Source organism: Sorangium sp. So ce836 (genome assembly GCF_028553905.1).
Classification (GTDB): Bacteria; Myxococcota_A; Polyangia; order Polyangiales; family Polyangiaceae; genus Sorangium; species Sorangium cellulosum_D.
Genome location: NZ_CP102233.1, coordinates 12537904 through 12564891, shown reverse-complemented (window position 1 = coordinate 12564891; position 26988 = coordinate 12537904). Strand labels below are relative to the sequence as shown.

The 26988-nt window shown below is 73.0% G+C and carries 19 protein-coding genes; 9 read left to right on the top strand and 10 right to left on the bottom strand.

Annotated features, from left to right (window positions below; all coding sequences use genetic code 11):
* Positions 1-3: 3 nt before the first annotated feature.
* From NQZ70_RS45835 to NQZ70_RS45825, 3 genes are read left to right on the top strand one after another with little or no spacing between them, the layout of a single operon-like run.
* The gene (locus NQZ70_RS45835; RefSeq protein WP_129579864.1) at positions 4-1998 is read left to right on the top strand and encodes a GAF domain-containing protein; all 1995 of its coding nucleotides are present in this window, start codon (positions 4-6) and stop codon (positions 1996-1998) included.
* A 49-nt stretch (positions 1999-2047) separates the two neighbouring features.
* Positions 2048-3133, top strand: coding sequence for a (Fe-S)-binding protein (locus NQZ70_RS45830; RefSeq protein ID WP_129579863.1), 1086 nt, complete (start codon positions 2048-2050; stop codon positions 3131-3133).
* Complete coding sequence (locus NQZ70_RS45825; RefSeq protein ID WP_129579862.1) at positions 3130-4809, top strand: sensor histidine kinase; 1680 nt, start codon at positions 3130-3132, stop codon at positions 4807-4809. The genes NQZ70_RS45830 and NQZ70_RS45825 overlap by 4 nt, the downstream gene beginning before the upstream one ends.
* Positions 4810-4877: 68 nt before the next feature.
* On the opposite strand, the gene NQZ70_RS45820 is transcribed toward NQZ70_RS45825, so the two are convergent.
* The 5 genes from NQZ70_RS45820 to grxC form a co-directional block, all read right to left on the bottom strand.
* Positions 4878-6419 carry a serine/threonine-protein kinase gene (locus NQZ70_RS45820; protein WP_129579861.1) on the bottom strand — a complete coding sequence of 514 codons (1542 nt, stop codon included), beginning with the start codon at positions 6417-6419 and terminating at the stop codon, positions 4878-4880.
* A 265-nt stretch (positions 6420-6684) separates the two neighbouring features.
* Complete coding sequence (gene acs / locus NQZ70_RS45815; protein ID WP_129579860.1) at positions 6685-8652, bottom strand: acetate--CoA ligase; 1968 nt, start codon at positions 8650-8652, stop codon at positions 6685-6687.
* 165 nt (positions 8653-8817) lie between these two features.
* Positions 8818-10053: a tol-pal system YbgF family protein gene (locus NQZ70_RS45810; protein WP_129579859.1), complete on the bottom strand. Its 1236-nt coding sequence runs from the start codon at positions 10051-10053 to the stop codon at positions 8818-8820.
* A 7-nt stretch (positions 10054-10060) separates the two neighbouring features.
* Positions 10061-11752 (bottom strand): serine/threonine-protein kinase, encoded by a 1692-nt coding sequence (locus NQZ70_RS45805; RefSeq protein WP_129579858.1) that lies wholly within the window; start codon positions 11750-11752, stop codon positions 10061-10063.
* Between the two features lie 194 nt (positions 11753-11946).
* Positions 11947-12246, bottom strand: coding sequence for a glutaredoxin 3 (gene grxC, locus NQZ70_RS45800; protein WP_129579857.1), 300 nt, complete (start codon positions 12244-12246; stop codon positions 11947-11949).
* A 74-nt stretch (positions 12247-12320) separates the two neighbouring features.
* On the opposite strand from grxC, the gene NQZ70_RS45795 reads away from it, so the two are divergent.
* The 4 genes from NQZ70_RS45795 (at position 12321) to NQZ70_RS45780 (ending at position 16777) form a co-directional block, all read left to right on the top strand.
* The gene (locus NQZ70_RS45795) at positions 12321-14933 is read left to right on the top strand and encodes an ATP-dependent Clp protease ATP-binding subunit (RefSeq protein WP_129579856.1); all 2613 of its coding nucleotides are present in this window, start codon (positions 12321-12323) and stop codon (positions 14931-14933) included.
* 336 nt (positions 14934-15269) lie between these two features.
* Positions 15270-15578, top strand: coding sequence for a 50S ribosomal protein L21 (gene rplU / locus NQZ70_RS45790; protein ID WP_020740951.1), 309 nt, complete (start codon positions 15270-15272; stop codon positions 15576-15578).
* Between the two features lie 14 nt (positions 15579-15592).
* On the top strand, positions 15593-15850 hold the full coding sequence (rpmA, locus tag NQZ70_RS45785) for a 50S ribosomal protein L27 (RefSeq protein WP_129579855.1): 258 nt from the start codon (positions 15593-15595) through the stop codon (positions 15848-15850).
* A gap of 84 nt (positions 15851-15934) precedes the next feature.
* A complete protein-coding gene (locus NQZ70_RS45780; RefSeq protein ID WP_129579854.1) occupies positions 15935-16777 on the top strand; it encodes an HAD family hydrolase in 843 nt (280 codons plus the stop codon).
* Positions 16778-16849: 72 nt separating this feature from the next.
* Here the strand turns inward: NQZ70_RS45780 and NQZ70_RS45775 are convergent, their stop codons facing one another.
* Positions 16850-17983: a lipopolysaccharide assembly protein LapB gene (locus NQZ70_RS45775; RefSeq protein WP_129579853.1), complete on the bottom strand. Its 1134-nt coding sequence runs from the start codon at positions 17981-17983 to the stop codon at positions 16850-16852.
* Positions 17984-18439: 456 nt separating this feature from the next.
* Positions 18440-20863, bottom strand: a complete 2424-nt coding sequence (locus NQZ70_RS45770) for an ATP-dependent RecD-like DNA helicase (RefSeq protein WP_237244660.1) — start codon at positions 20861-20863, stop codon at positions 18440-18442.
* A gap of 73 nt (positions 20864-20936) precedes the next feature.
* On the opposite strand from NQZ70_RS45770, the gene mutM reads away from it, so the two are divergent.
* Both mutM and NQZ70_RS45760 read left to right on the top strand, forming a co-directional pair.
* Positions 20937-21803: a bifunctional DNA-formamidopyrimidine glycosylase/DNA-(apurinic or apyrimidinic site) lyase gene (gene mutM, locus NQZ70_RS45765; RefSeq protein WP_129579851.1), complete on the top strand. Its 867-nt coding sequence runs from the start codon at positions 20937-20939 to the stop codon at positions 21801-21803.
* A 78-nt stretch (positions 21804-21881) separates the two neighbouring features.
* Positions 21882-23123: a penicillin-insensitive murein endopeptidase gene (locus NQZ70_RS45760; protein ID WP_129579850.1), complete on the top strand. Its 1242-nt coding sequence runs from the start codon at positions 21882-21884 to the stop codon at positions 23121-23123.
* Positions 23124-23192: 69 nt separating this feature from the next.
* Here the strand turns inward: NQZ70_RS45760 and NQZ70_RS45755 are convergent, their stop codons facing one another.
* From NQZ70_RS45755 to NQZ70_RS45745, 3 genes are all read right to left on the bottom strand, one after another.
* Positions 23193-23825, bottom strand: a complete 633-nt coding sequence (locus NQZ70_RS45755; RefSeq protein WP_129579849.1) for a hypothetical protein — start codon at positions 23823-23825, stop codon at positions 23193-23195.
* 107 nt (positions 23826-23932) lie between these two features.
* Positions 23933-24463 (bottom strand): thioredoxin family protein, encoded by a 531-nt coding sequence (locus tag NQZ70_RS45750; protein WP_237244659.1) that lies wholly within the window; start codon positions 24461-24463, stop codon positions 23933-23935.
* Positions 24464-24520: 57 nt separating this feature from the next.
* Positions 24521-26578: a TonB family protein gene (locus NQZ70_RS45745; RefSeq protein WP_237244658.1), complete on the bottom strand. Its 2058-nt coding sequence runs from the start codon at positions 26576-26578 to the stop codon at positions 24521-24523.
* Positions 26579-26988: the final 410 nt, after the last annotated feature.

The window sequence follows — 26988 nt, the reverse complement described above, 5'->3', positions numbered from 1 at the left end:
ACCGTGCAGGCGCTCCGGGACGTCGGGCTCGCGCTCGGCAGCACCCTGGATCTCGACCAGCTCCTCGCGCTCATCCTGAACAAGATCACCGAGCTGCTCGACGCGGACAGGGCGACCCTGTACCTGCTCGACGAGCAGCGCCAGCGGCTGTACTCGCGCATCGTCATCGGCGAGGAGGCGCGCGCGATCGAGCTGCCCGTCGGCGCCGGGATCGCCGGCCACGTCGCCAAGATCGGGCGCACCGTCCGCGTGAAGGACGCCTACCGCGATCGCCGGTTCCAGCGCGACTGGGACGAGGTGACCGGGTACCGCACCCGCTCGATCCTCGCCGCGCCGATGAAGAACCACGTCGGCCGGACCATCGGGGTCATCCAGGTGCTGAACAAGCACGAGGGCGGGGAGTTCTCGGTCCACGACGAGGAGCTCCTGAGCGCCCTGGCGACGCAGGCGGCGGTCTCGATCGACAACTCGCGGCTGTTCCTCTCGGTGATCCAGAAGAACACGCAGCTCGTCGAGACGAAGGAGCAGCTCGAGCACCGCGTGAGCGACCTCAAGCTGCTCTTCGAGCTCGAGAGCGCGATGGGCCGCGCGACCAACATGGAGGACCTCGCGCGCGCGGTCATCACGTCGGCCGGCAGGGCGTGCGAGGCGCGCGCGGGCGGCATGCTCGTCGACGAGATCGAGGGCGGGCTGGTCCTCTACTTCTTCGAGCTCGACGCGCTCGAGGACGGCGGCCCGCCGCCCCGCGCGCCCGCGCCCGGCGACGAGCCGGAGGGCGTCGTGGTCGCCGCCGCCCCGAGGCCGGCGGCGAAGCGCATCGCGATGCGCCGCGGCGAGGGGTTGGTCGGGCGCGCCATGGTGCACAACGAGGCCGTGTTCTTCTCGAGCGATGGCGGGGGCGACGAGCTCGACGACATGGACATGACGGTCTCGCACCGGCTCGCCCAGATGCTCGGCGGGGAGCTGAAGTCGGCGATCGCCGTGCCGCTCGAGGGCGAGGACGCGGTGCCGATCGGCGCCATGGCGCTCTACAACTCCAGGAAGCCCCACGGCTTCTCGAAGGACGATCGGGCGCTCTTGCGGCTCGTGTCGGCGAACGCGTCGACCGCGCTGCGGCTGTTCCGCTCGCGCCTCGAGCGGGAGCAGAGCGAGCGGCTCAGCACGATCGGGCGCCTGCTCTCGGGGGTGATGCACGACGTGCGCACGCCGCTCACGGTGATCAGCGGCTACGTCCAGCTCATGGCCAGCGCCCCCGACGCGGCGACGAGGGAGGAGCACGCGCGGCTGATCCTGAAGCAGTTCGACGTGATCAGCGCGATGCAGCGCGAGGTGCTGGAGTTCGCGCGCGGCGAGCGGAGCATCCTCGTGCGCAAGGTCTACCTGACCAAGTTCTTCGGCGACATCGAGAAGCAGCTGGAGCACGAGCTCGCCGGGACCGGCGTGACGCTCTCCCTGGAGCTCGAGGACCGCGGGACGGCGCGGTTCGACGAGGCGAAGATGACGCGGCTCCTGCACAACCTCGTCCGCAACGCGGTCGAGGCGATGCGGCCACGCGGGGGGACGGTGACCATCCGCGCCTACCGCGACGGGGGGGATCTCGCGATCAGCGTCGCCGACACCGGCAAGGGGATCCCGAAGGAGGTCCAGGGCCGGCTCTTCCAGTCGTTCGTCACGTCGGGCAAGCGCGGCGGCACCGGGCTCGGGCTCGCGATCGTGAAGAAGATCGTCGACGAGCACGCCGGGACGATCGCGGTCGAGTCGTCCAACAAGGGCGCGAAGTTCACGATCCGCCTGCCCCAGGAGAGCGCGTCGCGGCCTCCGGCGCCGGCGGAGGGGCAGCCCAAGCTGCCGCAGGCCGACGGCGGCCCGGCGCTCAAGGCGGGGGTGGAGGCCGCGCCGGTGGTCCACGAGGGCCTCCCTCGCCGCAGGCCGACAGGCTCATCGACCCCGGTGAACGAGCGCGGCAGGCGCTCGTCGAGCAACGGCTCGGACGCGTGACGCGCCGCCGCCGCTTGCGCGAAGCACGCCCGATGGAGAGACTCAAGCGGTGTCCCAGCTCCGCCTGAAGCTCCTCGAGCCGCACCGGACGTCGCTCGAGAAGTGCGTCTACTGCCCCAAGCTCTCCCGCGCCGCCTGCCCCGTGTCGAACGTCGAGGCGAACGAGACGGTCACGCCCTGGGGCAAGATGTCGATGGCGTACTTCGCCGCGCGCGGCGACGTGCCGCTCGACGCGCCCCACGCGGACCCCGCCTGGGCGTGCTCGGCCTGCTACGCGTGCCGCGAGCGCTGCGATCACAAGAACGAGGTGGCCACGGTGCTGACCGACGCGCGCGCCGAGCTCTTCGCGCGCGGCCTTGAGCCGGAGGGGGCGAGGCGCGTCGCGGCGCGCTTCCGGGCCCGCGAGGACGGCCGCGCCGGCGAGCGCGACGGGCGGATCCAGCCGGATCCGGCCGCGGTCCACGTGCTGGTCGGCTGCGGCTACGAGCGCCACGCGCCGGACGTCGCCCGCGACGCGCTCGAGGCGACCGAGGCGCTGACCGGCGCTCCGGTCCGCCCGGTGCGCGCGTGCTGCGGGCTGCCGCTCCTCTACGCCGGCGATCGGCCGGGCTTCGAGGCCGCCGCGCGGCGGCTCGCCGCCGAGGTCGCGGCGGGGGAGCGCTTCGTCGCGGTCGACCCCGGGTGCGCGCGCGCCGTCCGCGTCGAGTACGCGCGCGTGGGCGTGAGCGTGAAGAGCCCGGAGCTGTTCGTCGATCTCGCGCGGGCGTCGCTCGACCGGCTGCAGCGGTCGACGTCGGAGCGGCGGGTGCGCTACCACGACCCCTGCCAGCTCGGGCGCGGCCTCGACCGCTACGACGCGCCCCGGGAGATCCTCGCCCGCATCACGGGGCGGCCGCCGGAGGAGTTCATCCATCGCCGCGAGCACGCCGACTGCAGCGGCGGCGGCGGCCTCGTGCCCGCCACGCGCCCCGCCTCGTCCGCCGCCATCGCCGACGGCAGGATCGCGGAGCACCGCGCGCTCGGCGGCGGGCTGCTCGTGACCCACTGCGCGCAGAGCCTCCGGCGGTTCAGGACCCGGGGCGAGCCGGCGGAGGACCTCGCGAGCCTGGTCGCGCGGGCCGTCGCGCCGCGATGACCGCGCCGGCGCCTGCCGTGGACGAGGCGCGCGGCGGCGCCGCGGGCCAGGAGGGGCCGGCGCCGCGCAAGCGGCGCACGGTCGCGGGGAGGCTCCTCGCGAGCTACCTCGTGGTGCTCGCCGCGTTCGCGCTGACCGTCGGCTGGAGCGTCCAGGCGCTGCGGGCGGCGTCGCGCGACGCCCAGCTGCTGCGCGCCGGGTACGTCCCGCTGCTGCTCCGCATCGGCGAGGTCCTGGCCGAGCAGAACGTCTTCAACGCCCAGCTCAACCACATCACGGCGGCGAAGAACCCCGGCGACGTGCGCGAGTGGCTCGAGACCGCCCGGCGGACCCGGCCGCTCGCCTTCTCGATCGTCAGGGACGCCGCCAAGGCGCTCGCCGGCGCCGATGAGGTGGCGGGCGGCGGAGGCGCCGGCGTCGGGCAGGCGGCCGCCTCGTCGGGCGTGCGCCGGTTCAGCGACGAGATCGCGGCCGAGGTGACGGCGATCGAGCGGCTCGTGGGCGCCAGCCCGGAGCGGTTCTCGCAGCTGTTCCAGGCGCTCGCCGTCGGCAACCGCGAGCTCGCCGAGCGCACGCGCGACGAGCTGGTCAAGCGCGAGGTCGAGGGCGCGCAGCGGCTCCGGGCCATCAAGAGCCGCGTCGAGGAGCAGATGGAGAGCCTCACCGTCGAGGCGAGGCGGCGGGAGGAGCGCTCGATGCACCTGCTGCTCGGGCTGGGCGTGCTGACGCTGCTCGTCGGCGCGGTGATGTCGCTGTACGCGCGGCGCGTGCTCGCCCCGCTCACCGCGGTCACCGAGCGGGCGAACGCGGTCGCGCGCGGCGACCTCACCCCGAAGCAAGTGCTCGCGACGAACGACGAGATCGGCGAGCTCGCGACGACGTTCGAGGGCATGGTCGCCGCCATCCGCCGCGCGCGCGCCGAGCTCGTGAACGCCGAGCGGCTCGCGGCGATCGGCAAGATGGCGGCGCACGTCACGCACGAGATCAGGAACCCGCTGTCGTCGATCGGGCTGAACCTCGAGCTGCTCGAGGAGGAGGTGGCGCGCGCCTCCGCAGCGGACATGCCCGACGCGGAGCTCAGGCCCGTGATGAAGGAGTCGGCGCAGCTCGTCGCCGCCATCCGGGCCGAGGTGGATCGCCTGTCGCGCATCGCGGAGCAGTACCTCAGCGTCGCCCGCCGCCCTCGCCCGCAGCTCGTGCCGGAGCGGGTGGACGACCTGGTGCAGGAGCTCGTGGCGTTCGTGCGGCCCGAGCTCGACCGCGCCGGCGTCGCGGTCCGCGTCGAGGTGGAGGAGGGGCCCGAGATCCTCCTCGACGAGTCGCAGCTCCGGCAGGCGCTGCTGAACCTGCTCCGCAACGCGCGCGAGGCGATGCCCAAGGGCGGCGAGATCGTGGTGAGCGTCGGCTTCTCGGGCGGGGCCGCGACCATCGCGGTCGACGACACGGGCCCCGGCGTGCCGGAGGAGCTGCGGGCGTCGATCTTCGACCCCTTCTTCACGACCAAGCAGCGCGGGACGGGGCTCGGGCTCGCGGTGACGCGGGACATCGTCGAGGCGCACGGCGGCGCGATCTCGTGCGAGCCGCGCGAGGCAGGGGGCACGCGGTTCCGGATCGTCCTGCCCGCCGGCGGCGCGCCGGCCCAGGGCCGCGCCGCGGAGGCGCACGCGGCGCTCTGAGCCGCGCCTGCCGCGCGCGCGGCGACGGCGGCGCGGAGGCCGGGCGGCGCGCAGGCCCGGCGCTGCGGCTACTTGGGCAGGTGCTCGAGGATGAGCCCCATGGCGAGGAAGCCCACGACGGCGAACACGAGCGCGGCCAGCACGTAGAAGAGGGTCCGGAACGTCCGCGCCGGGCGCGGCTGCTCGAGCGGCTCCGGCTCGCCGGGGACAGGCAGCCCCGAGCTGACCGAGCCCAGGGTCGGCCGCGTGGGTTTGTAGACGAGCGTCGGACCCTGGCCGGTCGACCCGGGCGAGCTGTCCTCGGAGAAATCCGGGAGCGTCCGCGGCGACACGGGGGGCGACACGATCGGGGGCGCGAGCTCCATGGCCGCGTTGTTCAGCACCATGGTGCCGTTCGGGCCGGTCCATGGCATGGGCTGGTGCATGGGCTGGACCGCCGGCAGCCCGCCCGCCGCGTGAGAGGGACGCTGCCCCTCGCCCAGCGCGGGCGCCGGGTTGCCGAGGAAGTGGTGGGCCGCGAGCGCAGGGTCGCTGGGCTGGCGCGCTGCGGCGTCGACCGGCGGATGCGCCCCTGGATCGGTGGCCGTGCGGATCAGGATGGGATCGGGCGGCGGCACCGGGAGCTTGAGCGCGCCCGAGGACGGGGGCTTGTAGCTCGGGTGCGGCGGCAGGGGCGTGCCGGGCGCGTTGCCCAGCGCGCCGCTGCCGGGCACCCTGGAGCTGCGCGGGCTGAGCGCCGGCTGGCTCGAGCTCTTCGCGGGCCGCAGCTCGCGCCACGCGGTGAGCCCCTCGAGCGCGCTCTGGAAGCGGTCTGCAGGCTCCCGCGCCAGCCCCTTCGCGAGGAACGCCTCGAGCCGCGGGTCGATCGGCCCGTCCATCGCGTCCGCGAGCTTCCGCGCGTCGGTCTTCTGCTTCATCTCGACCATGATGAGCAGGTTGCGCGCCTGGTAAGGCAGCTGACCGCTCATCGACTGGTAGATCATCGTGGCGCAGGCGTAGATGTCCGCGCGGTGGTCGACCGTCTTCGCCTTGCCGATCTGCTCGGGCGGCATGAACGAGAACGTGCCGAGGCTCTGCCCCATCTCGGTGAGGGTCTCTCCGCCCATCTCCTTCGGCAGCTTGGAGATGCCGAAGTCGAGGATCTTGACCCGCGTGGACCCGTCGGGGCGCGCCTCGAGGTACACGTTCGACGGCTTGAGATCGCGGTGGATGATCCCGGCGCGGTGCGCGTCGGCGAGGCCCATCCAGACCTGCTCGATGATCGGGTGCAGCTCGTCGAACGCGATCGGCCCCGTCCGCTTCAGCCGATCGATCAGCGACTCGCCTTCGAGCAGCTCGAAGACGAGCACGATGCCGAGCTCGGGGTCCTCCTCGACGTCGAGGATCTCGGTGACGTGATCGCTGTTGATGGAGCCCGCGGCGCGCGCCTCGCGCCGGAACCGCTCGACGGCGGACGACTTCGCCTTCGAGTCGGCGCGAAGGAGCTTGATCGCCACCTGGCGGCCGGTGCGGATGTTCTCCGCGGCGAACACCTCACCCATCCCGCCGCGGCCGAGCTGGCGGATGATGCGGTACCGGTTCGCAACGACGGTTCCAGGTTCGAGCTCCAAAAGCGCCTCGCCACAGATTATCCCCCGCGCCGATGCGGGCGATCAAATTCTCCGGCGCGAACGGGGTAAGTCGACCATGGGCGATGGGCCGCCGGCCGAGGGCCGTCGTCGCCTCGCCCCGGCCGAGGACGGCGAAAGAGCCGCAGAATCGAGCTCTTCCGTGGGGCCTCCGCCCCTCGGGTGATGCGCCGGCGCTTCCCCCCTCACGCGCGGCATCTCGCGCCGGTCGCGGGGGCACGGTCGCGCCCCCGCGCCGCCGCGGCGCTCACTCGTCTTCCTGCTTCCGGAGCTTCGCCACGACGCTCAGGTCCTCGAGCGTCGACGTGTCGCCGGTCATCTCGCGGCCGGCGGCGACGTCCTTCAGCAGCCGGCGCATGATCTTGCCGCTGCGGGTCTTCGGCAGCGCGTCCGCGAAGCGGATGGCGTCGGGGCGCGCGAACTTGCCGATCTCCTTGGCGACGTGCTCGGCGAGCTTCGCCTGGAGCTCCGGCCCGGCCGCGAACCCCGGCCGGAGCGAGACGAACACAACGAGCGCCTGCCCCTTGAGCTCGTCCGGTCGACCGACCGCGGCCGCCTCGGCGACGGCGGGGTGAGAGACGAGCGCGCTCTCGATCTCGGCCGTCCCGATGCGGTGGCCGGCCACGTTCAGCACGTCGTCGATGCGGCCGACCACCCAGTAATAGCCGTCCTCGTCGCGGCGAGCGCCGTCGCCGGTGAAGTAGCAGCCCTCGACGTCGCTGAAGTACTGCTTGCGGAAGCGCTCGTCGTCGCCCCACACGGTGCGCAGCATCGACGGCCACGGCTTCTTCAGGACGAGCAGCCCGCCCTCGCCCGCGGCGACCGGCTTGCCGTCCTTCGTGACGACCTCGGGCACGACGCCGAACATCGGCAGCCCGGTCGACCCCGGCTTCGAGGGCGACGCGCCGGGCAGCGTGGTCATCATGATCGCCCCCGTCTCGGTCTGCCACCAGGTGTCCACGATGGGGCAGCGGCCGCCGCCGATGGTCCGGTGGTACCAGATCCACGCCTCGGGGTTGATCGGCTCGCCGACCGAGCCGAGGAGCCGGAGGCTCGACAGGTCGCTCTTCGCGGGCCACTCGTCGCCCTGCCGCATGAAGGCGCGGATGGCCGTGGGGGCGGTGTAGAGGATGGTGACGCCGTGCTTCTCGATGAGCCGCCAGAAGCGGCCCCAGTCGGGGAAGTTCGGCGCGCCCTCGTACATGAGACACGTCGCGCCGTTCGAGAGCGGGCCGTACACGATGTAGCTGTGGCCCGTCACCCAGCCGACGTCGGCGGTGCACCAGTAGACGTCGTCGTCGCGCAGATCGAAGACGTACTTCGTCGTGACGTGCACGCCCACCAAGTACCCGGCGGTCGTGTGGAGCACCCCCTTGGGCTTGCCGGTCGAGCCGCTCGTGTAGAGGATGAACAGCGGGTGCTCGGCGTCGACGATGGTGGGCTCGCAGGAGGGCGCGGCCTGGGCGAGCAGGTCGTGCCAGAAGACGTCGCGGCCCTCGGTCATCTGCACCTCACAGCGCTCGCTGCCGAGGTGCTGGTACACGATGACGCGCGTCGCGCTCTTCGCCTCCGGCTGCGCGAGCGCCTTGTCGACGGTCGCCTTCAGCGGCACGACCTGCCCGCGCCGGTACGCGCCGTCCTGCGTGATGACGAGCTTGGCCTGGCTGTCATGGATGCGGTCGCGGAGCGCGTCCGCGGCGAAGCCGCCGAAGACCACCGTGTGCACCGCGCCGAGGCGCGCGCAGGCGAGCATCGCGACGGCGACCTCGGGGACCATGCCCATGTAGATCGCGACCCGATCCCCCTTCTCGATGCCCAGCTTCTTGAGCGCGTTCGCGAGCAGCAGCGTCTCGCGGTGGAGCTGGGCGTAGGTCAGCGTGCGCGTGGCGCCGTGCTCGCCCTCCCAGATGATCGCGGCCTTGTTCTTTGTGGCGGTCGTGAGGTGCCGGTCGAGGCAGCTCTCGGTCACGTTGAGGGTCGCGCCGACGAACCACTTGGCGTGCGGCAGGGACCAGTCGCTGGTCGTGGTCCACGGCGTGCGGAACACGAGATCGCCCGTCTCCCGGCGCCAGAACGCGTCCGGCTGCTCGATGCTCTCGCGGTAGAGCGCCTCGTAGGCCTCCTGCGCGCCGACGCGCGCACGACGCGAGAACTCGGCCGGCGGCTCGAACCGGCGCGTCTCCTTCAGCAACGACGTGATGGCATCCTGCGACATGGTCACCCCTGCGTTGGAGGGGACGGCGGGGGCCGGTCCCCGATCGCTGTTCCCCCGCTGGAGAGGACGGCGAACCATCTCCGACTCACCGCGAGGGCGTGCGAGGATACATCCGCCGAGCAGCAGAACAAGGACGGAACGGGCGGGCGCCCTGGCCCAGCCCGCTCACCAGAACGCGTAGCCGGCGTGCAGGCTGCCTCCCAGCTGCAGCAGCACGGATGAGTAGAGGGGAATGTCGTCGTCGCCGTCCTTGTAGCTGATGCCGCGCGACGACTGGAAATAGCTGTCCAGCGAGAACCCGAGGAGCACGCCGCTGAGGTCCAGCTCGACGCCGACCTCGGAGAACACGAACGCGTTCACCCCCCAGGCGTGCTTGCACCGGCCGTCGCACAGGTCCCCGCCGGGCGTCTTGATGCTGTCGAAGCTCACGTCGTCGTAGGTGAGGCCGCCGCCGATCGAGCCCACGAACCGCCAGGTCTGCCCTGGGGTCATCAGGCGGACGTTGAGCCCGACGCGCGTCGACCCGAGCGTGTAGCTGGCGTTCGGGTAACTGGGGTGGTCCGATCCGGTGGCGATGTTCGCGTACTGGAACATCACGTCGAACGCCGCGGGGGTGTTCACGCGATAACCCACCCGGATCGAGCCGGCGCCGCCGCTGTTCGCCTCCGGCTGCTGGAACGCGCGCGGGTGGCCGAGCGGCCAGAGCAGCGACGCCGCGCCGATGACGTAGTATCCCTGCGGCGCGAGCGAGAGGGGCACCGGCCGCGGGGGCGGCGGCGGCGGCGGGGGCGGCGTGTACGGCTGCGGCGCCGCGGCCACGGGGGGCTTCTCCGGGGCCAGCGTCAACTTCACCTTCTTGTCGCGCTCCCCGCTCACCACGGTGACGCTCTGCTCCGCGCTCACGTGGCCATCGGCCCGCGCACCGATGCGGTGCACCCCCGGCCCGAGCTCCATGACCCGCGCCCCCGACGACGCGGGCGGCTGCTCCTCCCCGTCGATGAGCAGCGTGGCGTCCGGCGGGCTGAGCTCGATCGTGAGGCGGGCGAGCAGCGCGCGCATCTCCTCGATGGCGCTGCGCGCCGTCCGCTCGTCGCCCTCATCCATCGTGTCGCGGTGCTGCGCGAGCGCGCGCTCGAGCGCCGCGATGGCCCGCGGGTAGTTGAAGAGGGCCTTCTCGGCGAGCGCGATGTTGAAGAGCGGGCTGGCCTTCGGCTTCTCCTTGTAGGCCGCCTCGAACTCGACGATCGCCGCCGGGTAGTTCCGGTCCTGGAACAGCTTGATGCCGTTCTCCATGTGCTGCCGGTACGGCTCGACCTGCGCGAGCGCCGGCGAGAGCTGCGCGGCCAGGCCGAGGAGCGCCGCGCAGAGCGCGACCTGGAGTCGTCCGTGCGATCTGCCCAAGCCCGCCTCAGTCGACCTTGAGCTGCAGGCCAGCCGCGACCCCCGCCGGCTTCGACGGCGCGACGTCCGGCGCCACCGGACCCGGCGCGGCGGCCTTTGCGCCGGCGCCCGTCGCCCTGGGGCGCGCCGCGAAGGGGAGCGTCGCCGCCTTCTTCCCGCTCGGCGCGGCCTTGGGCGCCGGGGGCAGCGCGGCCTTGGGCGCCGGGGGCGGCGCGGCGGGCGCCGGCTCCGCGGCGGGCGCCGGCTCCGCGGTCGCGGCGGGCGCCGGCTCGAATGCCGCCGGCAGCGGGTGGAGCAGGACCTCGATGGGGGCCCTGCCAGCCTGGAGCGTCACTTCCTTGTCCACGGTCGTGTATCCGGAGGCCTCGATCCGCACCCGCTTCGTCTCGCCCGTGCGGCCGCGCAACGTGCGGTCGGCCAGCGCCACGCCGTCGACCGTGAACCGCGCGCCTTCGGCGTTCGTCCGGAGCTCGACGGAGACCTGGACGGGCGGCGCAGGCGCGGCGGCCTCGGTGCTCTCCGCCGGCGAGCGGCGCGCGTGGAAGGCCGCGCCGGCGAGCCCGCCGGCCAGCGCGACGAGCGCCGCCCCGGCCAGCGCGAGCCGCCGCGGCCCGCGCGCGCCCGCGCGCCCGTTGCTCGACCAGCCCACCTTCGAGCCGGTGCCGGGCACCTCGAGCGTCGGATCCATCGCGATGTTCGGGTCGCCCGGCGTGTGCTTCACCGGCGTCTGCCCCGGCACCCCAGGCGCGCTCGTCGTGTGCGCCCCGAGCTCGTCGCTCGAGCTGCGCCGCGCGCCGAGGAGCCCGCCGGCCCCGGCGATCAGCGCGTCCAGGAAATCCCGCGCGGACGAGAACCTCGCGTCCCTGTCCCGCGTGAGCGCCTTGGCGATGACGCGCGCGATCGGCTCGGGGACGGCCGGGTTGCTCATCCGCACGTCCTGGGCGTCCTTCATGCAGATGTTGACGATCACCTGCTCGTACGAGCTGCCGCTGTGCGGCGGCTGCCCGGCGAGGCACTCGTAGAGGATGGCGCCGACCGCCCAGAGATCGGTCCTGCCGTCCACGTCGGGCATCGCCTGCGCCTGCTCGGGCGACATGTAGAACGGCGTGCCGAGCACCGTGCCCTGCCGGGTCAGCGTGTGCGCCGGGGCGCCGTCGGTGCGGCGCACCTTCGAGATGCCGAAGTCGAGGATCTTCGCGAAGTTCGGGTCGTCGTCGCGGTCGACCAGGAAGATGTTGTCCGGCTTTAGATCGCGGTGGACGATGCCCGCCTCGTGCGCGCGGTGGAGGCCGCGGAGGATCTGCGCGGTGACGTGGAGCGCCTCGCCGAGCTCCAGCCTGCCGCAGCGCCGGATGCGGTGGCCCAGGTCCTCGCCGCGGAGCAGCTCCATCACCAGGAACGGGACGTCGTCGGCGAAGCCGGCGTCGAAGATCTCGACGATGTGCGCGCTCTCGACGGCGCTCGCCGCCTGCGCCTCGCGGTGGAACCGGGCGACGGCGTCCTTGTTCCGCGCGAGCTCGGCGTCGACGAACTTCATCGCGACGCGCTTGCCGATGGCGGTGTTGACCGCCTCATAGACCACGCCCATCCCGCCACGCCCGATCGTCCGTACGATTTCGTACTTCTGGACCCGCTTTCCGACGAGCGCGCCCTCGACCGGCTGAGTCGCTGCGGCAGTTGTGTCGGTGCTGCTAGGCATGGCGGTTGCGACTCGGGAGGGGCGGAGCGGGCGAAGCGCTAGGAGGCCCGATGGACGAACCGTATCAAAGAAAGCTGCGCCCCTTCCCTGCGCGGCAGCTTATCACCTACCCCCGCCAGGGTGCACCTTCGCCGGCGGGGGCGGCCAGGGGTGCGCCGGGCGAGGGGCTCCGTCGCACATCGGCCGCCCCTCTCTCAGCGCGGCAGGGCGGCGGCGTCCGGGCTCGACGCCTCGGCGAGGCGCGGATCGAGCTGGCCCTGCTTCTCCAGGGCGGACAGCTCGCTGAACCCGCCGACGCTGACGCCATTGATGAAGATCTGGGGGACCGTGCGCTGCCCGGAGGCCTTGACCAGCCAGGCGCGGAGGTCGTCCCGGCCCTCCACGTTGATCTGTGTGAACTGCACCTGCTTCTGGCTCAGCAGGCGCTTCGCCATGGCGCAGTATCCGCAGTACTCGGTGACGTAGATGGTGACGTCGGCTGCTTGCATGGGCATCTCGTCCTCTTTCCTTTCCCGGGACGGCCAAAGATGCAAGCGCACAGGGCTCCACCTTGCGGTAGGCTGCGCGCATGGCCGAGAAAGAGGGGACGATTCACCTCGATCGCTACACCAGCGACGCGAAGCAGGTCGTCGCCGGCGCTCAGCAGATCGCGGACGAGCGCCAGCACGCCGAGGTCACACCGCTGCACCTGCTGATGAGGCTGCTGGAGCGTGACCGGGGGGTATCCGAGGTGTTTCGGCGGGCCGGGGCCGATCCGAACGAGGTGCTCCAGCTCGCCGAGAACGCGCTGAAGAAGCTGTCCAAGGCGGGCAGCGGGGTCGCGTACGTGAGCCCGCGCCTGCTCGACCTCCTCGGGCGCGCCGAGCGGGAGGCGACGCGGGACAAATCGGCGAGCGTGGGCATCGAGCACCTGCTCCACGCGCTCGCGCAGGAGATCCGCGGGCCTGCGGGGGAGATCCTGTCCTCGTTCGGCATCGGCCCCGGCGCGTTCCGGCCCCACCTCGGCGCGCTCGAGGCGGCCTCGCGCGAGCCCTCGCCCGCGGCGTCCAGCGCGTCGGAGCCCGGGCAGCCCGCGCCCTACACCCGGGACCTCGTCGCCGACGCCCGCGAAGGGCGGTTCGATCCGGTCATCGGGCGCGACGTCGAGGCGCGCCGCCTGCTGCAGATCCTCGAGCGGCGGTTCAAGAACCACCCGCTCATCGTCGGCGAGCCCGGCGTGGGCAAGACCGCGCTCATCCGGGGTCTGGCCGACCGGATCGCCCACGGCGACGTACCCACCAACCTCGCGGGCGCCCACCTCTACGAGCTCGACACCGGCGCGCTCGTCGCCGGGGCGAAGCTCCGCGGCGAGATCGAGCAGCGCCTCAAGGTCCTGGTCGACCGCCTGCGCGGCGCGCAGGACGCCGAGAGCATCCTCGTCGTCGAGGACCTCGACGCGCTCTTCGGGCAGGGGGTGCAGGGCGCCGGCGTCGGCGAGCTCCTGAAGCCGCTCCTGTCGCGCGGGGAGATCCGGATCATCGCCACCACGACGCCGGAGGGCGTGCGCAAGATCAACGAGCGCGACCCCGGGATCATCCGCCGGTTCTCGACGATCACGCTGGAGGCGCCGAGCATCGATCAGGCGACGGAGATCCTGCGCGGGATCGCGACGAAGTACGAGGCCCACCACCGCGTCCGCGTGGGGGAGAGCGCCATCGCCTCGGCGGTCGCGCTGGCCAAGCGGTACATCTCGGACCGCGCGCTCCCCGACACGGCCGTGGACCTGCTCGACGAGACGTCGGCCCGCAAGCGGGTGGAGGTCGACGGCGTGCCGGCCGAGCTCGACGCCTTGAGCCGGCGCGTCGACGCGCTCCGCGCCCAGATCGCCGCGCTCGCCGACGACGACGACAAGCTCAGCGTCCAGACCCGCGCGCGCCTGGAGGCGGAGCTCGCGGAGATCGAGCCGAAGGCGTCGGCGATGCGCAGCCGCAACGAGTCGCGCCGCGGCGTCATCGCCGCGTGCCAGGCCATCCGCCGGGAGCTCGTCGCCGCGACCGACGCGCTGAAGGTGGCCCAGCGCGACAAGGCGTTCGCCAAGATCGGCGAGCTCGAGCACGTGACCATCCCGGAGATCAAGCGGCGGCTCCAGGCCGCCGAGGAGGCCGCGCAGCGCGAGGGGGTCGCGCCGACCTCGAACGTCGTCAGCGAGTCGGACGTGGCGGCGACGCTCAACGACTGGACCGGCATCCCGGTGGCCAAGATGCTCGAGGGCGAGGCCGAGAAGCTCCTCAAGATGGAGGAGCGGCTCGCGCAGCGGGTGGTGGGCCAGGACGAGGCGGTGCGCGCGATCGCGAAGGCGGTGCGCCGCGGGCGCGTGGGCCTGCGCGATCCGGGCAAGCCGATCGGCTCGTTCCTGTTCCTCGGGCCGAGCGGCGTCGGCAAGACGGAGCTCGCGAAGGCGCTCGCCGAGTTCCTGTTCGACGACGAGCAGGCGCTGACGCGCATGGACATGAGCGAGTTCATGGAGCGCCACATGGCCCAGCGCCTGATCGGGGCGCCCCCGGGCTACGCGGACAGCGAGCAGGGCGGCTTCCTCACCGAGGCGGCCCGGCGCCGGCCGTACAGCGTGCTCCTGTTCGACGAGGTCGAGAAGGCGCACGCGGACGTGTTCAACCTGCTGCTCCAGATCCTCGACGACGGCCGGCTCACGGACGGCCGCGGGCGGCTCGCCGACTTCTCGAACACGGTCGTCATCATGACCTCGAACATCGGGTCGAAGCGCGTGCTCGAGACCGACGCCAAGCTGTGGACCACGGAGGACGGCCGCGAGGCGATCCGCGACGTCCTGCTCGAGGAGCTGCGCGGGTTCTTCCGCCCGGAGTTCCTGAACCGGATCGACGACATCGTCGTGTTCAAGGCGCTCAGCAAGGACGACCTCCGGGGCATCGTGGACATCCAGCTCCGCCGCCTCGAGCAGCTGCTCACCGACAAGGACATCCGCCTCTCGCTCACGGACGCCGCGAAGGCGCGGCTCGTCGAGCTCGGCTACGAGCCCAGCCTCGGCGCGCGCCCGCTGAAGCGGGCGATCCTGCGCGAGCTCCAGAACCCGCTCGCCGAGACCATCCTGGCCGGCGGATACCAGCCCGGCCAGACGATGCGGGTCGACGTGAGCGACGAGAAGTTCGTCTTCACCAAGGCGTGAGGGGAGCGCGCCAGGCCCGAGCGGGCCGCGCGACGAACGCGACCGCGGCCGGCGCCGCAGGGGCGGGGAGCTGCGCGCTCGCGGCCGGACGCGCGGCACGATCGCGGCCGGCGCTCGGGCTGAGCCGCGGAGGCGGGCGATTTTCCGGCTCTACAGCGCCGGTGCGCGCGGCCGGCTCTCCGGGCGAAGAACCTGGGCGGACGGCGCTGCGAACCTCTTGCCAAGCGAAGCAAGGTCCGTATACTGCCGCTCCCTCGCTCACCGGGCCCTCGGCTCGAGGGCCAATGCGTGGCGTAAGGTGAGGGATCGCGGTCCCAAGGTTGAGGAAGACGCACCATGTACGCGGTCATCAAGACGGGCGGCAAGCAGTATCGGGTCGCCGAAGGTCAGAAGCTCCGGGTCGAGAAGCTTGCCGGCAATGCCGGTGACAAGGTCACCTTCAGCGAGGTGCTCCTCGTCGGCGGCGACTCCCCCAAGATTGGCAAGCCCCTCGTGAGCGGCGCCTCCGTCGCGGCCGAGATCACCGGGCAGGACCGCGGCAAGAAGATCGTGGTCTTCAAGTTCAAGCGCCGGAAGAACTACCGCCGCAAGAACGGCCACCGTCAGCCGTACACCGAGCTCAAGATCACCGGCATCACCGCCTAGCAGGAGAAGTAGACATGGCTCACAAAAAAGGCGGCGGCTCCTCCAGGAACGGCCGCGACTCGAACGCGCAGCGCCGTGGGGTGAAGGTGTATGCCGGCTCGCCCGTGCGCGCTGGCAACATCCTGGTCCGGCAGGTCGGCTCCTCGATCCACGCCGGCCACAACGTCGGCACCGGCCGCGACTTCACGCTCTTCGCCCTCGTCGATGGCGTCGTGACGTACGAGTGGAAGTCCAACACCAAGAAGCAGGTGTCGGTCTACCCGGCGTCCTGAGCTCCCGGCTCCGGGCGGCCTCATGAGTCGCCCTCTCGCGTCCCGCCTGTTGCGCTCCGCGCGCTCACGCTTCACCCAAACGCGGTGACGACCTACAAGCTCCTCGCCCTCGACGTCGACGGGACCCTCGTCCGGCGCGATGGCTCCATCCACGACGAAGATCTCCTCGCCATCCAGCGGCTGCAGAGCGCCGGCATCCCGGTCTCGATCGCGACCGGGCGCCTGTACTCCGGGACGCGCGAGGTCGCGCGGCGGATCGGCGTGCTCGGTCCCATCGCGTGCGTCGACGGCAGCCACATCGTGCACACCGAAGGCGACGCGCACCTGTACTCGCGAACGATCTCCGGCGCCCACGCGGCCCTGCTGCGCTCGATCACCGAGCGGCACGCGACGGCGTCGTTCCTCTTCGCGCAGGACAGCATCGTCCACGACGCGACCGGCGCGCCGCACGTCCACTACGTCCGCGGCTGGTCGCACGCGATCGCCGAGGTCGAGCGCGTCTCGTCGCACCCGTACTGGGAGCACGAGCACGGGCTGCTCGCGCTGGTGGCGATCGGGACCGAGCTCCAGGTCACGGCCGCCGTCGAGGAGGTCCGGTCCGAGCTGGGTGAGTCGGCCTTCGTCGTCTCGTTCCCGTTCCTGCGCGACGGTCACACGAGCATCTGGGCCATGATGGTCCGCGCGTCCGGGTCGACGAAGGGGACGGCGATCGCGTGGCTCGCGGAGCACTACGGCTGCGCGACGTCGGACGTGGTCGTCGTCGGCGACTGGCTCAACGATCTGCCGATGTTCGAGGTCGCGGGGCGATCGTTCGCGATGGCGCAGGCGCCCGAGGACGTGAAGCAGGCGGCGACCGACCGCCTGGAGGCCGACGGCCTGCGCGGCGGCGGCATCGCCGAGGCGATCCGCCGCGCCTTCGGTCGCTGAGCCGAGGGCGGCGGCGAGCGCCGGCGGGCGGCGGGGGAGCGCTGCTCGGCGCTCCCCCCGCGCGGCTCTGTGTCAGGCCTTGCGCTGCGCCGGCTGGGCCGCGGCGGCGAGCTGCTGCTGCTGCTGCTGCAGGTACTGCGCGACGGCGCGCGAGCGCTCGATGGCGAACTGCTTGACCTCCTTGTTCGGAGAGCCCGCGAGCGCGTTCAGCAGCTTGGTCACCTTCTCGAGCTGGCGCGACTGGAACAGCGCCTCGAAGTAGTTGTTGGCCAGGCGCACGTCGCGGCTCATCTTCGCCTCGTGCGGCTGGAGCAGGCGGACCACCGCCTCGAGGTCGTTCTTCTGCCCGTACAGCGCCGAGAGACAGAGCAGCGCCAGCGGGTTGTCCGGGTTCAGCGCGACCGCCTTCTTGGCGTACTCGACCGCCTTGTCCCGCGTCTCCTCGTTGGCCGCGTAGAAGCCCTGGATCGCGATGTACGGCGCCGGCGTCTTCTTGTCGGCCGAGAACTTCTCGATCTCGGCGACCGCGCTCGCCTCGTCGCCGCGCTGCTTCAGGTACTGGAAGAGGTAGGCCCACGCGTCGATGCACTCCACGTCGATCGCGATCGCCTTCTCGATGAACTCGCGCTCCTTCTCGTCTTCCTTGCGCGCCTGGTAGAGCTTCGCGAGGTGCAGCGAGGGGTAGGGGTTGTCCTTGAGCAGGTTCTGCGCGCCCTTCAGCGTCCCCTCGGCCTTGTCGTGCTTGTCCTGCGAGAGCTGCGCGATGCCGAGCGCGAGCCAGTCGTCGCCCGTGCCGCCCTTCGCGACCACCTTCGAGAGCACCTGCTCGGCGCGCTGCAGCCGGTTGTGCTTGAGGAGCTCCTGCGCGTAGATGCGCCCGCGGTTCAGATCGTCGGGCTGCTCGGTCCAGTGCTTCTCGAGGCCGGCGAGCAGGTCCTCCAGGCCGATCGCGATCGGGCGCCCCTGATCGTCCTGCACCTGCACCGCCGGCCCGTTGAAGCCGAGGAGCTGCCACATCTGATCGAGGGTCACCGCCGCGGGGCCCTTCTCGATCAGACCCTTCAGCTCATCGGTCGGCTTGTTCACCGGGATGACGATGAGCGCGTTCCCCGGCACGCCGTTCGGGAATGCGCTCACGGGCGCGACGATCGCTGCCCCTCCCGCGATATTGAGCCCAGCCGCCTGCTGCTGTCCGTTCGTCGTCATCGTCGATGCTCCGAGATCTCTTCCCCACGCGCGCCGAGGCGCAGGCATCACCCAGCCTCGCCCCGGTACCCTGCGCGCCAAATTGATGGGGGCCGTAGTTCGTGTAGAAGGGGCGCGAACGCTAGCAGGGAGGGCCCACCCGGGCAACGGGGGAGCTCGGAGAGCACGACCCCGCGCCGCGCTCGGTCCGCTCGTGTTTCCACCCGAGATTCCACCCGAGATTCCACCCGAGATTCCACCCGTGATCCCGGCGTTAATTCCAGTGAATCTGGCCGCGCTCCCCGCGCCCGGGGCCAGCCGGGCTGCGGCTTGCGTCGCCGCTGCCGGCGTTGCGCCGCGCGGCTCGCCGGCGCCGCGCGGCTCGCCGTCGCTCGTGGGATCGCTGTCGTGCTCGCTGTCGCTCTCGCCGTCACGGACGCTCATGTCGCTCGCCCTCTCCCTGCTCCGCGCGCCGTCCTAGTCGAGTCCCGGGTCCGCGGCGAGGGCCGGCTTGAGCTCGCGCGCCGGCCCGGAGCGCGCCGGCGCCGCGCTGCGCAACCGCTCCGCCAGGTGGGTGCGGCGCTCCTCCTTCCGGGTCTCCGCCAGCGCCAGCGACACGGCCCGCGGATCCGCGACGAGCACCACCAGCCGCTTGCCGCGCGTCACCGCCGTGTAGATGAGGTTCCGCGAGAGCATCACGAAATGCTGGGTGAGGATCGGCACGATCACCGCCGGATACTCGCTCCCCTGGCTCTTGTGGATGCTCGTCGCGTAGGCGAGCGTCAGCTCGTCGAGCTCCGCTTCCTCGTAGCTGACCTCGCGATCGTCGAAGCGCACCTGGAGCTTCCGCTCCTCGGCGTTCACCTCCGTGATGAACCCCACGTCGCCGTTGTAGACCTCGCGGTCGTAGTCGTTGCGGAGCTGCATCACCTTGTCGCCGAGCCGCAGCGTCCGCGCGCCGCGCGTGACGGTCGGGCCCTCGGGGTTCAGCGCCGCCTGCAGCCGCGCGTTCAGGGCGATCGCGCCGGCCTCGCCCTTGTGCATCGGCGTCAGCACCTGCACGTCCCGCCGCGGGTCCAGCCCGAACCCCTTGCCGATGCGCTCGGTCACGAGGTGGAGGATCAGCTCCGCCGCCGCCTCGGCCTCGGTCCGCTCGATGACGTAGAACTCGCCGCCGGGCCCGCGCGCGCCCTCCGGCGGCTCGCCGTCGTGGATCCGGTGCGCGTTCCGGACGATGAGGCTGCCCTCGGCCTGCCGGAAGATCTGCGTGAGCCGCACCGTGGGCACCTCGCCGGAGGCGATCACGTCCCGCAGCACCGCGCCCGGCCCGACCGACGGCAGCTGGTCGACGTCGCCCACCAGCACGAGCCGCGCCGCGTCGGACGTGGCCTGGAGGAGCGCGTCGGCGAGCGCCAGATCGAGCATCGACGCCTCGTCGACCACGATCGCCGCCGCCTCGATCGGGCGGCCCCGCTGGCGCCCGAACTTGCGCTGCTTCGGATCGAACTCCAGGAGGCGGTGGAGCGTGACCGCCTCGCGCCCGGTCGCCTCGCTCATCCGCTTGGCGGCGCGGCCCGTGGGCGCGGCGAGCCGCACCGGCAGCCGGGCGCGGTCGAAGAGCGCCAGGACGGCCCGGACGATGGTCGTCTTGCCGACGCCGGGGCCGCCCGTGATGACCAGCACCTTGTTCCGCGCCGCCTGCTCCACGGCGCTGCGCTGCGCGGGCGCCAGCGAGACCTTCGTCTTCGCCTCGAACGCGGCGATCGCCGCGTCGACGCCCTCCGCGAGGCGCGCGTCGCCGCCCGCGCCGTCCTCGTCGCCCCCGAGCAGCGAGCGCATCCGGCGCGCGAGCCGCACCTCGGCCTCGTAGAGGTCCTTCGGGTAGACGGCCACCTCGCCGGTCGACAGCGCCTCGACGCGCACGTGGCCGCTCGCCGCGAGCGCGTCGATCGCGCCGTCGACCTCGGCGGCGTCGCGCTCGAGCATCGCCGCGGCGAGCTCCGCGAGCTCCGGCCGCTCCGCCAGCGTGTGCCCGCGGGTCGACAGGTCGACCAGCGTCTGCAGCACGCCCGCCTGCGCCCGCTCGGGCGAGTCGGCCCGGACGCCGATCGAGCGCGCGATCCGGTCGGCGGTCTTGAAGCCGATGCCCCACACGTCGAGCGCGAGCCGGTACGGGGAGCGGGAGACGATGTCGATCGCGTGGGGGCCGAACCGCTTGTAGATGCGGCTCGCCAGCGCCGGGGAGGCGCCGTGCGCCTGGAGGAAGATCATGATGGCCCCGATCGCCCGCTGCGCCGCCCACGCCTTCGCGACGGCCTGCGCCCGGCGCTGGCCGAGCCCGGGGACCTCGGCGAGCCGCTCCGGCGACCGGTCGAGGATCTCCAGCGTCTCGGCGCCGAACGCCTCCACGATCCGCTTCGCGTACGCCGGCCCGATGCCCTGCACCATGCCCGACCCGAGGTAGCGCTCGAGCCCATCGAGCGTGGCGGGGGCGATCGGCAGCAGGGTCTCGACCTTGAGCTGCTCGCCGTGCTTCGGATCGCGCTCGTAGCGCCCCGTCGCGCGCACGCGCGTGCCGGGGACGACCTGCGGGAACACCCCGACCCAGACCTCCGGGGCGGCGCCGGGGGCGACCTCCACCCGCAGCACCCGGAAGCCGCTCGACTCGTTCTCGTAGGTGACGCGGGCGACCTCGCCCTCGACCGTCGCGGGCCCGTTGCCCGCCGCCTCCCTGGCCGAGAAGAGCCGCTGCTGGCCCCCGCCGCCCGCCGGGCGCTCGCCGGCCCCGCCGGGGCGCTCGCCGCGCTCGTGCGGGCGCGGCGCGCCGTCCGCCGGCGGCGCCGGCGCGGCTGCCCCCCGGGCTGCCCGATCGGGGCGGCCGCTCCGCTGGGACCCTTGCACGAGGGCAGCATGTAGCCGCCGGCCCGCCCGCGGCAACGCCCTCGTGCGCCGCGGCGCGTGATACGCCTCGCGGGTGCCGGAGCTCCCCGAGGTCGAGCACGCCGCCGCCTCGCTGCGCCGCTTCCTGGCGGGCGACCGGATCGCGTCCGCCGAGGGCGACCGCACCCGCGTGTTCCGCGGTTCGAGCCGCGACGCTTTCGAGCGCGATCTCCCGGGCCGCGCGCTCGAGCGCCTCACGCGCTTCGGCAAGTACCTCGCGCTGGAGCTCGACGCCGGCGTGGTGCTGCTCAGCCACCTCGGGATGACCGGCAAGTGGGTGCGCCGCTCGCCGGGCGAGCCCGCGCCGGCGCACAGCCGCGCCCGGCTGCTGCTCGCCTCGGGGAGCGTGCTCCACTACAGCGATCCGCGGCTCCTCGGCCGCCTCGCGGTCCTGCGCGGCGTCTCGCCGGGGGAGATCCCCGAGATCGCCGCGCTCGGCCCGGATCCGCTGCGCGACGGGATCGACGTGGACGACCTGGCGCGGCGCGCGCGGGCGAGCGCGCGCGCCGTGAAGGTGATCCTCATGGACCAGGCGGTGATCGCCGGCCTCGGCAACATCCAGGCGACCGAGGCGCTCTTCCGGGCCGGCGTGCACCCGGCGCGGCCGGGCCGATCCCTCGCGCGCGAGGAGGTGGCCGCGATCGCCGCGGGCGCCCTGGACTCGATCGCGCACACGCTCGGGGCGATCGGCGCGGGGGAGATCGCTTACCTGTCCGAGTCCGGCGCGACGCCGAACCCGTTCCTTGTCTACGCGCGCGCCGGCGAGCCGTGCCCACGCTGCGGCGCGGCGTTGGAGACGCGCGCCATCGGCGGCCGCTCCAGCGCCTTCTGCCCGCGTTGCCAGCCGGAGCGCGGCCGCGCGCGGGCGCGGGCAGGGCCGCGCAGGGCGCCTCGGCGCTGAACACCCGTCGCGCGAAGGGATTTGCGCCGCGGGGCCGCGGTTGGCGTGACATCTTCGTGCCGGTATAGTGGCCCCGCGATGGGCCGCAGCACCTTGCTTTCCGTCCTCTGCGCCCTCGTTCTCGCGGGCTGTGCCGGGAGCGCGCCGGAGGCGGCGCGGTCCAAGGACCGCCTGCTGCGCGCGACCGCCTCGGTCTCCGTGGAGCCGGGCGCCGGCGCGCCGGCGCCCGGGGCAGCGGCGGAGGAGGCCGCGCACGCGGACGCGCACGAGCACGAGCACGAAGACGAGGTGGACGAGGACGGCGCCGAGGTCGGCGACGGCCTGGATCCGACGGTGGATCCGGCCGCCGGCACGCGCGCTCACTCGCCGCTCGCGGCGATGACCGAGGCCCAGATCGAGGAGCTGCTCGCGAAGGACCCGGCGGCGCTGGGGCCGATGTCGGTGGGGGCCACCAACGCGGGCGCGCTGTTCAACGGCGTCCGGATGCCCGAGAGCGACCGGTGGGAGCTCGTCGATCCGGGCCACGCCTGGGGGACGCGCGAGACGGTCGACGCGCTCGACCGGGCGATCGCGGAGGTGCACCGGCAGTTCCCGGGGAGCCCGAAGCTCTACATCGGGCACATCAGCGCCCGGGACGGCGGCCGGCTCTCTCCGCACAAGAGCCACCAGGCCGGGCGCGACGTCGACATCAGCTACTTCCTCGACGCGCGGCACCGCTGGTACCAGCGGGCCACGGCGGCGAACCTCGATCGAGAGCGCACCTGGGCCTTCGTCCGGGCGCTCATCACCGAGACCGACGTGGAGCTCATCCTCATCGACAGCAGCGTGCAGCGGCTGCTCAAGGAGCACGCGCTGAAGATCGGCGAGGACAGGGACTGGCTCGACGAGGTCTTCCAGTACGGGTCGAGGAAGCCGCGCGCGCTCATCCGTCATGCCCGGGGGCACGCGAACCACATCCACATCCGGTTCTACAGCCCGGTCGCGCAGGAGTCGGCCGTGCGCGCGTACCCGCTGCTCGTGAAGCGCGGGGCGATCAAGCCGACCGCGCAGTACGTGCGGCACACCGCGAAGAAGGGGCAGACGCTGGGCTCGCTGGCCCGGCAGTACGGCACCACGGTGGAGGCGATCAAGCGGGCCAACGGCCTGCGCTCCACGGCGATCCAGGCGAAGCGCGTCTACAACATCCCGCGGCCGTCGAGCGGCCCCGCCGCCCCGCCGAAGCACGTCGTCGTGCCGCCGCGCCGGCTGCCCCCGCCGCGGGCCGCGGAGGCGTCTCGGCCGGTGCGCCACGAGGAAGCCGGGCCGTCGCTGGGCGGCTGAGCTGCGGGAGGGGCTCCGCTGCCGGCCCTCCGGGGCGCGGCCGGCCCGCGGGCGCGGCCTCCGCCCCGCTCAGTGCTTCACGTCGACGACGAGCCGCGCCGGCTTGGTGAGCTCGAGGACGCGGTACTTGTTCGGCGAGGAGACCCCGAGCACCCACGTCACCTCGGCCTCGAAGTCGCACGTCCGCTCGAGCTCCAGCGCCACGCCGAGCGCGAGCTTCCGCTCGCGGAACGGGATCGTGGCCTTCCCCTCGTCCGTGTGCGCGGCGGCGGGGGTCATGCGCACGGCGAGCCATCCGTCGCCGGCGATCTCGGTCGCCTCGCCCGAGCCGCACTGCCGCACCGGCTTATCGATGTAGTCGACGTGGTAGCCCGGCACCGCGTCCCCCTCGAACTCGAATACGACGCGGTCGTAGTGCTCGTGCCGGGCCGCGCGCACGTCGCGCAGGATCGCGACCTTCGCGCCGGCGCGCGGCTTGTCGGTGGCGCCCGCGGTGCCCTCGAACGTGTCGGTGCTCGTGGGATCCGCCTCCTTCGGAGGCCGCGGCGTGGGCGGCTCGTCGTCCACGGCCGGCCCTTCGGGGCGCGTGTCGATCGGCGTCACCTGCGGGATGGGCTGAGCAGGCTCGTTGCCGGTGCCGCCGCGGCAGCCCGCGGCGAGCGACACGGTTGCGGCGGCGAGCAGGAGGTCGGCGGTCCTCATGAGGGGCTTTCATGGCGCCGCGGCCGCCGAACGTCCACCGCGACGAGACGGCGCGCGGCGCCGCGGGTATCTCGAGCGACGGCGGGGCCGGCGCGCGCCGTCGAGGATCACCGCGAGGGCGCCTGCGCCCTGGCCAGGATCGCCGCGAGCCGGGGCGCGATCTCGTCCACCGCGCGCTCGCCCTTCACCGAGCCCTCGATGCGGAAGGGCGTCCCCCGGCCGTCCTCGCCGGGCACGACGAACAGCGGGATCATCTTCGACGCGTAACCGGCCTCGGCGAGCCGATCCCGGTCGCGGTCGAGGTCGAACTCGAGCAGGCGCAGCGCCGGGAACGCCGCGTCGAGCCGGCCCGCCTTCACGGCGTCGTGGAACCTCGTGCACGGCTCGCACCACGGCGCGCCCACGTAGACGACGAGCTCGCGCCCCTCCCGCCGGGCACGCTCCCGCGCCGCTTGCACCAGCGCCGGCACCTCGCCGCCTTCCGGCGCGAGCTCGACCTCGGCCCGCAGCGCCGCCGGCCGCGCGACGCCGCTCCCTGCGGCCGGCGAGGAGCTCTCCTCCCGCGAGCAGCCGAGGAGCGCCGCGAGACAGAGCACCAGCCCGGCGCCAGCCAACCCCTTCCGGCCATGACCGTTCACGTCGTCGCCTCCCTTTCGGCCACGGTCTTGCTCACGGCGGCCGCTTGCGCCAGCGCCTCAGGGGAGCACGAGCTTGAGCGAGAACACGTAGTCGACGTTGACCGGCCGGCCCTGGTAGGTGACCGGCTTGTAGCGGCTCGCCGCGAGCGCCTCGAGGACCGCCTCGTTCATGTGGGGCACGCCCTTGACGATCCGGCAGCCGGTGAGGCTGCCGGCCGTCGTCACCACGCACTTCGCGAGGACCGTCCCCTCGACCCGCGCCTGCCGCGCCTGCCGCGTGTAGACGACCGCGGGCGCGACGATCGGCACGGGGCGCGTCATCCCCTCCTGGAAAGGCAGGATCTCGGGCGCGGCTGGCCCCGGCGCAGCCGGCGCCGCGGCGGCCCCGGCCGCCGGAGGCTCCGGCGGGGCGACCGCGGCTGGCTGGGCGACGCTCGGCCCGGCAGCGACGGGCCCGGCGCTCGGCGACGGACCGTCGCTCGGCGGCCCGGCGCTCGGCGGCTCCGCCGGCGGTGCCGGGAGCGCGCTCGCCGCGGCCTGCGGGCTCGGCGCCGGTGCCGCCGCGGCGAGCGCCTCGAGCTCCGCCGCCGCGGTCTCGTCCTCGGGGCGGACGACCAGCACGGCCGACTTGTAGCCGGGCTTGGTCAAGGTGAGCCGGTACTCGGCCGTGGTCCCGGCGCCCTGCAGCACGAGCCGGCACGGCGTCGCCAGGCAGACCTCCGTCCCCCGGTCGGACACACGCGCCCCGGGCGGAGCGCTCTCGATCCTCACGATCCTGAACTCGGCCGCCGCGCTGGGCTCGTGGCCCGCCGAGGCGTCGGCCGGCATGGCGAGCGGCACCGGGGCGGGCTGGACGGCGGCCGGGGCGCTCGCGGCGTCCGGAGCGCGCCAGCGCACGTGCCCGGTGACCGCCAGCACGATGCCCCCGCCGACGAGCGCCGCGACGAGCGCCACGATGTAGACGGACACCGGCGCATGACGAGCAGGGCCGACGGAGCCGCTGACGGTCGGCGGCGCCTGGGCCGGAGAGAGCGAGTCGCCCTGCGGCTGGCGGATCGGCGCGGCGGGCTCGCTCGCCCCGGCGCGGGGCGGCGCGCCCGGCTCGTTCGGCGACGGCGAGAAGGCCGAGAGGCGCGGCCCCGAGCTCGACGGCGCGGAGGGCAGCGCGCCGCCGAGCTGCGCCACGGACAGGCGCTCGGGCGCCGAGGCCCGCGTGAGATCGATCGGCTCGCCGGCCGCGCTCTTCAGCGCGATGAGACACTCCTTCATCGACTGGAAGCGCCTGTCCGGGTCCTTCGCGAGACACCGCATCACGATGGCTTCCATCGCCGGCGACACGAGCGCGCCCTGAGCGCTCCCCGCGAGCGGCGGCGGCGGCTCGCTGACATGGGCCATGAGGGTCGCGGTGGGCACCTTCTTGTCGAACGGCACCTTGCCCGAGAGCATCTCGTAGAGCAGGACGCCGAGCGCGTAGATGTCCGCGCGCGGCGAGAGGTCGTGGCCCATCGCCTGCTCCGGCGCGGTGTACTTGGGAGAGCCGATGAACAGGCCCTTCTGGGTCAGATCGTCCAGGTCCTGCCCCGAGACGTCCTTGACCAGGCCGAAGTCGAGCACCTTGACGAAGTCCTTCTCGTCTCCCTGGTCGACGAGGAGCACATTGCTCGGCTTGAGATCCCGGTGCACGAGGCCGAGGCCGTGCGCCTCGATGAGCGCGCGGCAGATCTGCCGCGCGATCCGGCTCGCGCGCGCCTCGGGGAGCGCGCCCTCGTCGTGGAGCACCCGGTGCAGCGTACGGCCAGCGATGTATTCCATCGCGATGAAATAAATGCCGCGCGGATCGTCCCTGCCGTAATCGAAGACGGTGACGGAGTTCGGGTGGGTGAGCCGCGCCGCGGTCGCGGCCTCGCGTGAAAAGCGCCGAAAGAACTCCGGATCTTGCTCGCGGCGCTCGTCGGGCACGAGGAGCTTGAGGGCGCAGATCCGTCCCAGGGCGGATTGCTCTGCCCTGTACACCTTGCCCATACCCCCGCGTGCGATGAGCGATACGATCCGATATCGACCGGCGATCGTGGCGCCGATGAGCGGGTCTTGACCGCTGCTCCTGGCCGCACCCATGCCGTTCATCATACGCACGACGGCGGGGGCGCGGCTACCCCAACGCCCGTGTCTTGCGCGTCTCGTCGTCTCGTCGTCTCGTCGTCTCGTCGCCTCGTCGTCTCGTCGCTTCGTCAGATTGCGCACCTCGCGATCCCCGCGCGGCTCCGCTCGTTCGGCGGCGCGGAGCGGTTGTGTCTGCTGCGCTGTCGGCGGTGCGCTCGATCGCGTCTTCACGCTGCTCGGCGCCGGCGAGTGCGGCGCGGTTCATCGGAGAGCACCGGAAGTTTACGGCTGTGTTTCGTGACGACTCCATGTCTGTTGGCCAACCTCGCGCGAGCGCGCATCGCATCGAGGGTCGCCTTCGCACACACACCGGGGCTCGGGCGTCGGCGCCTGCCCCTCCGAGGTGGCGCGCTCCGCGAGGACAG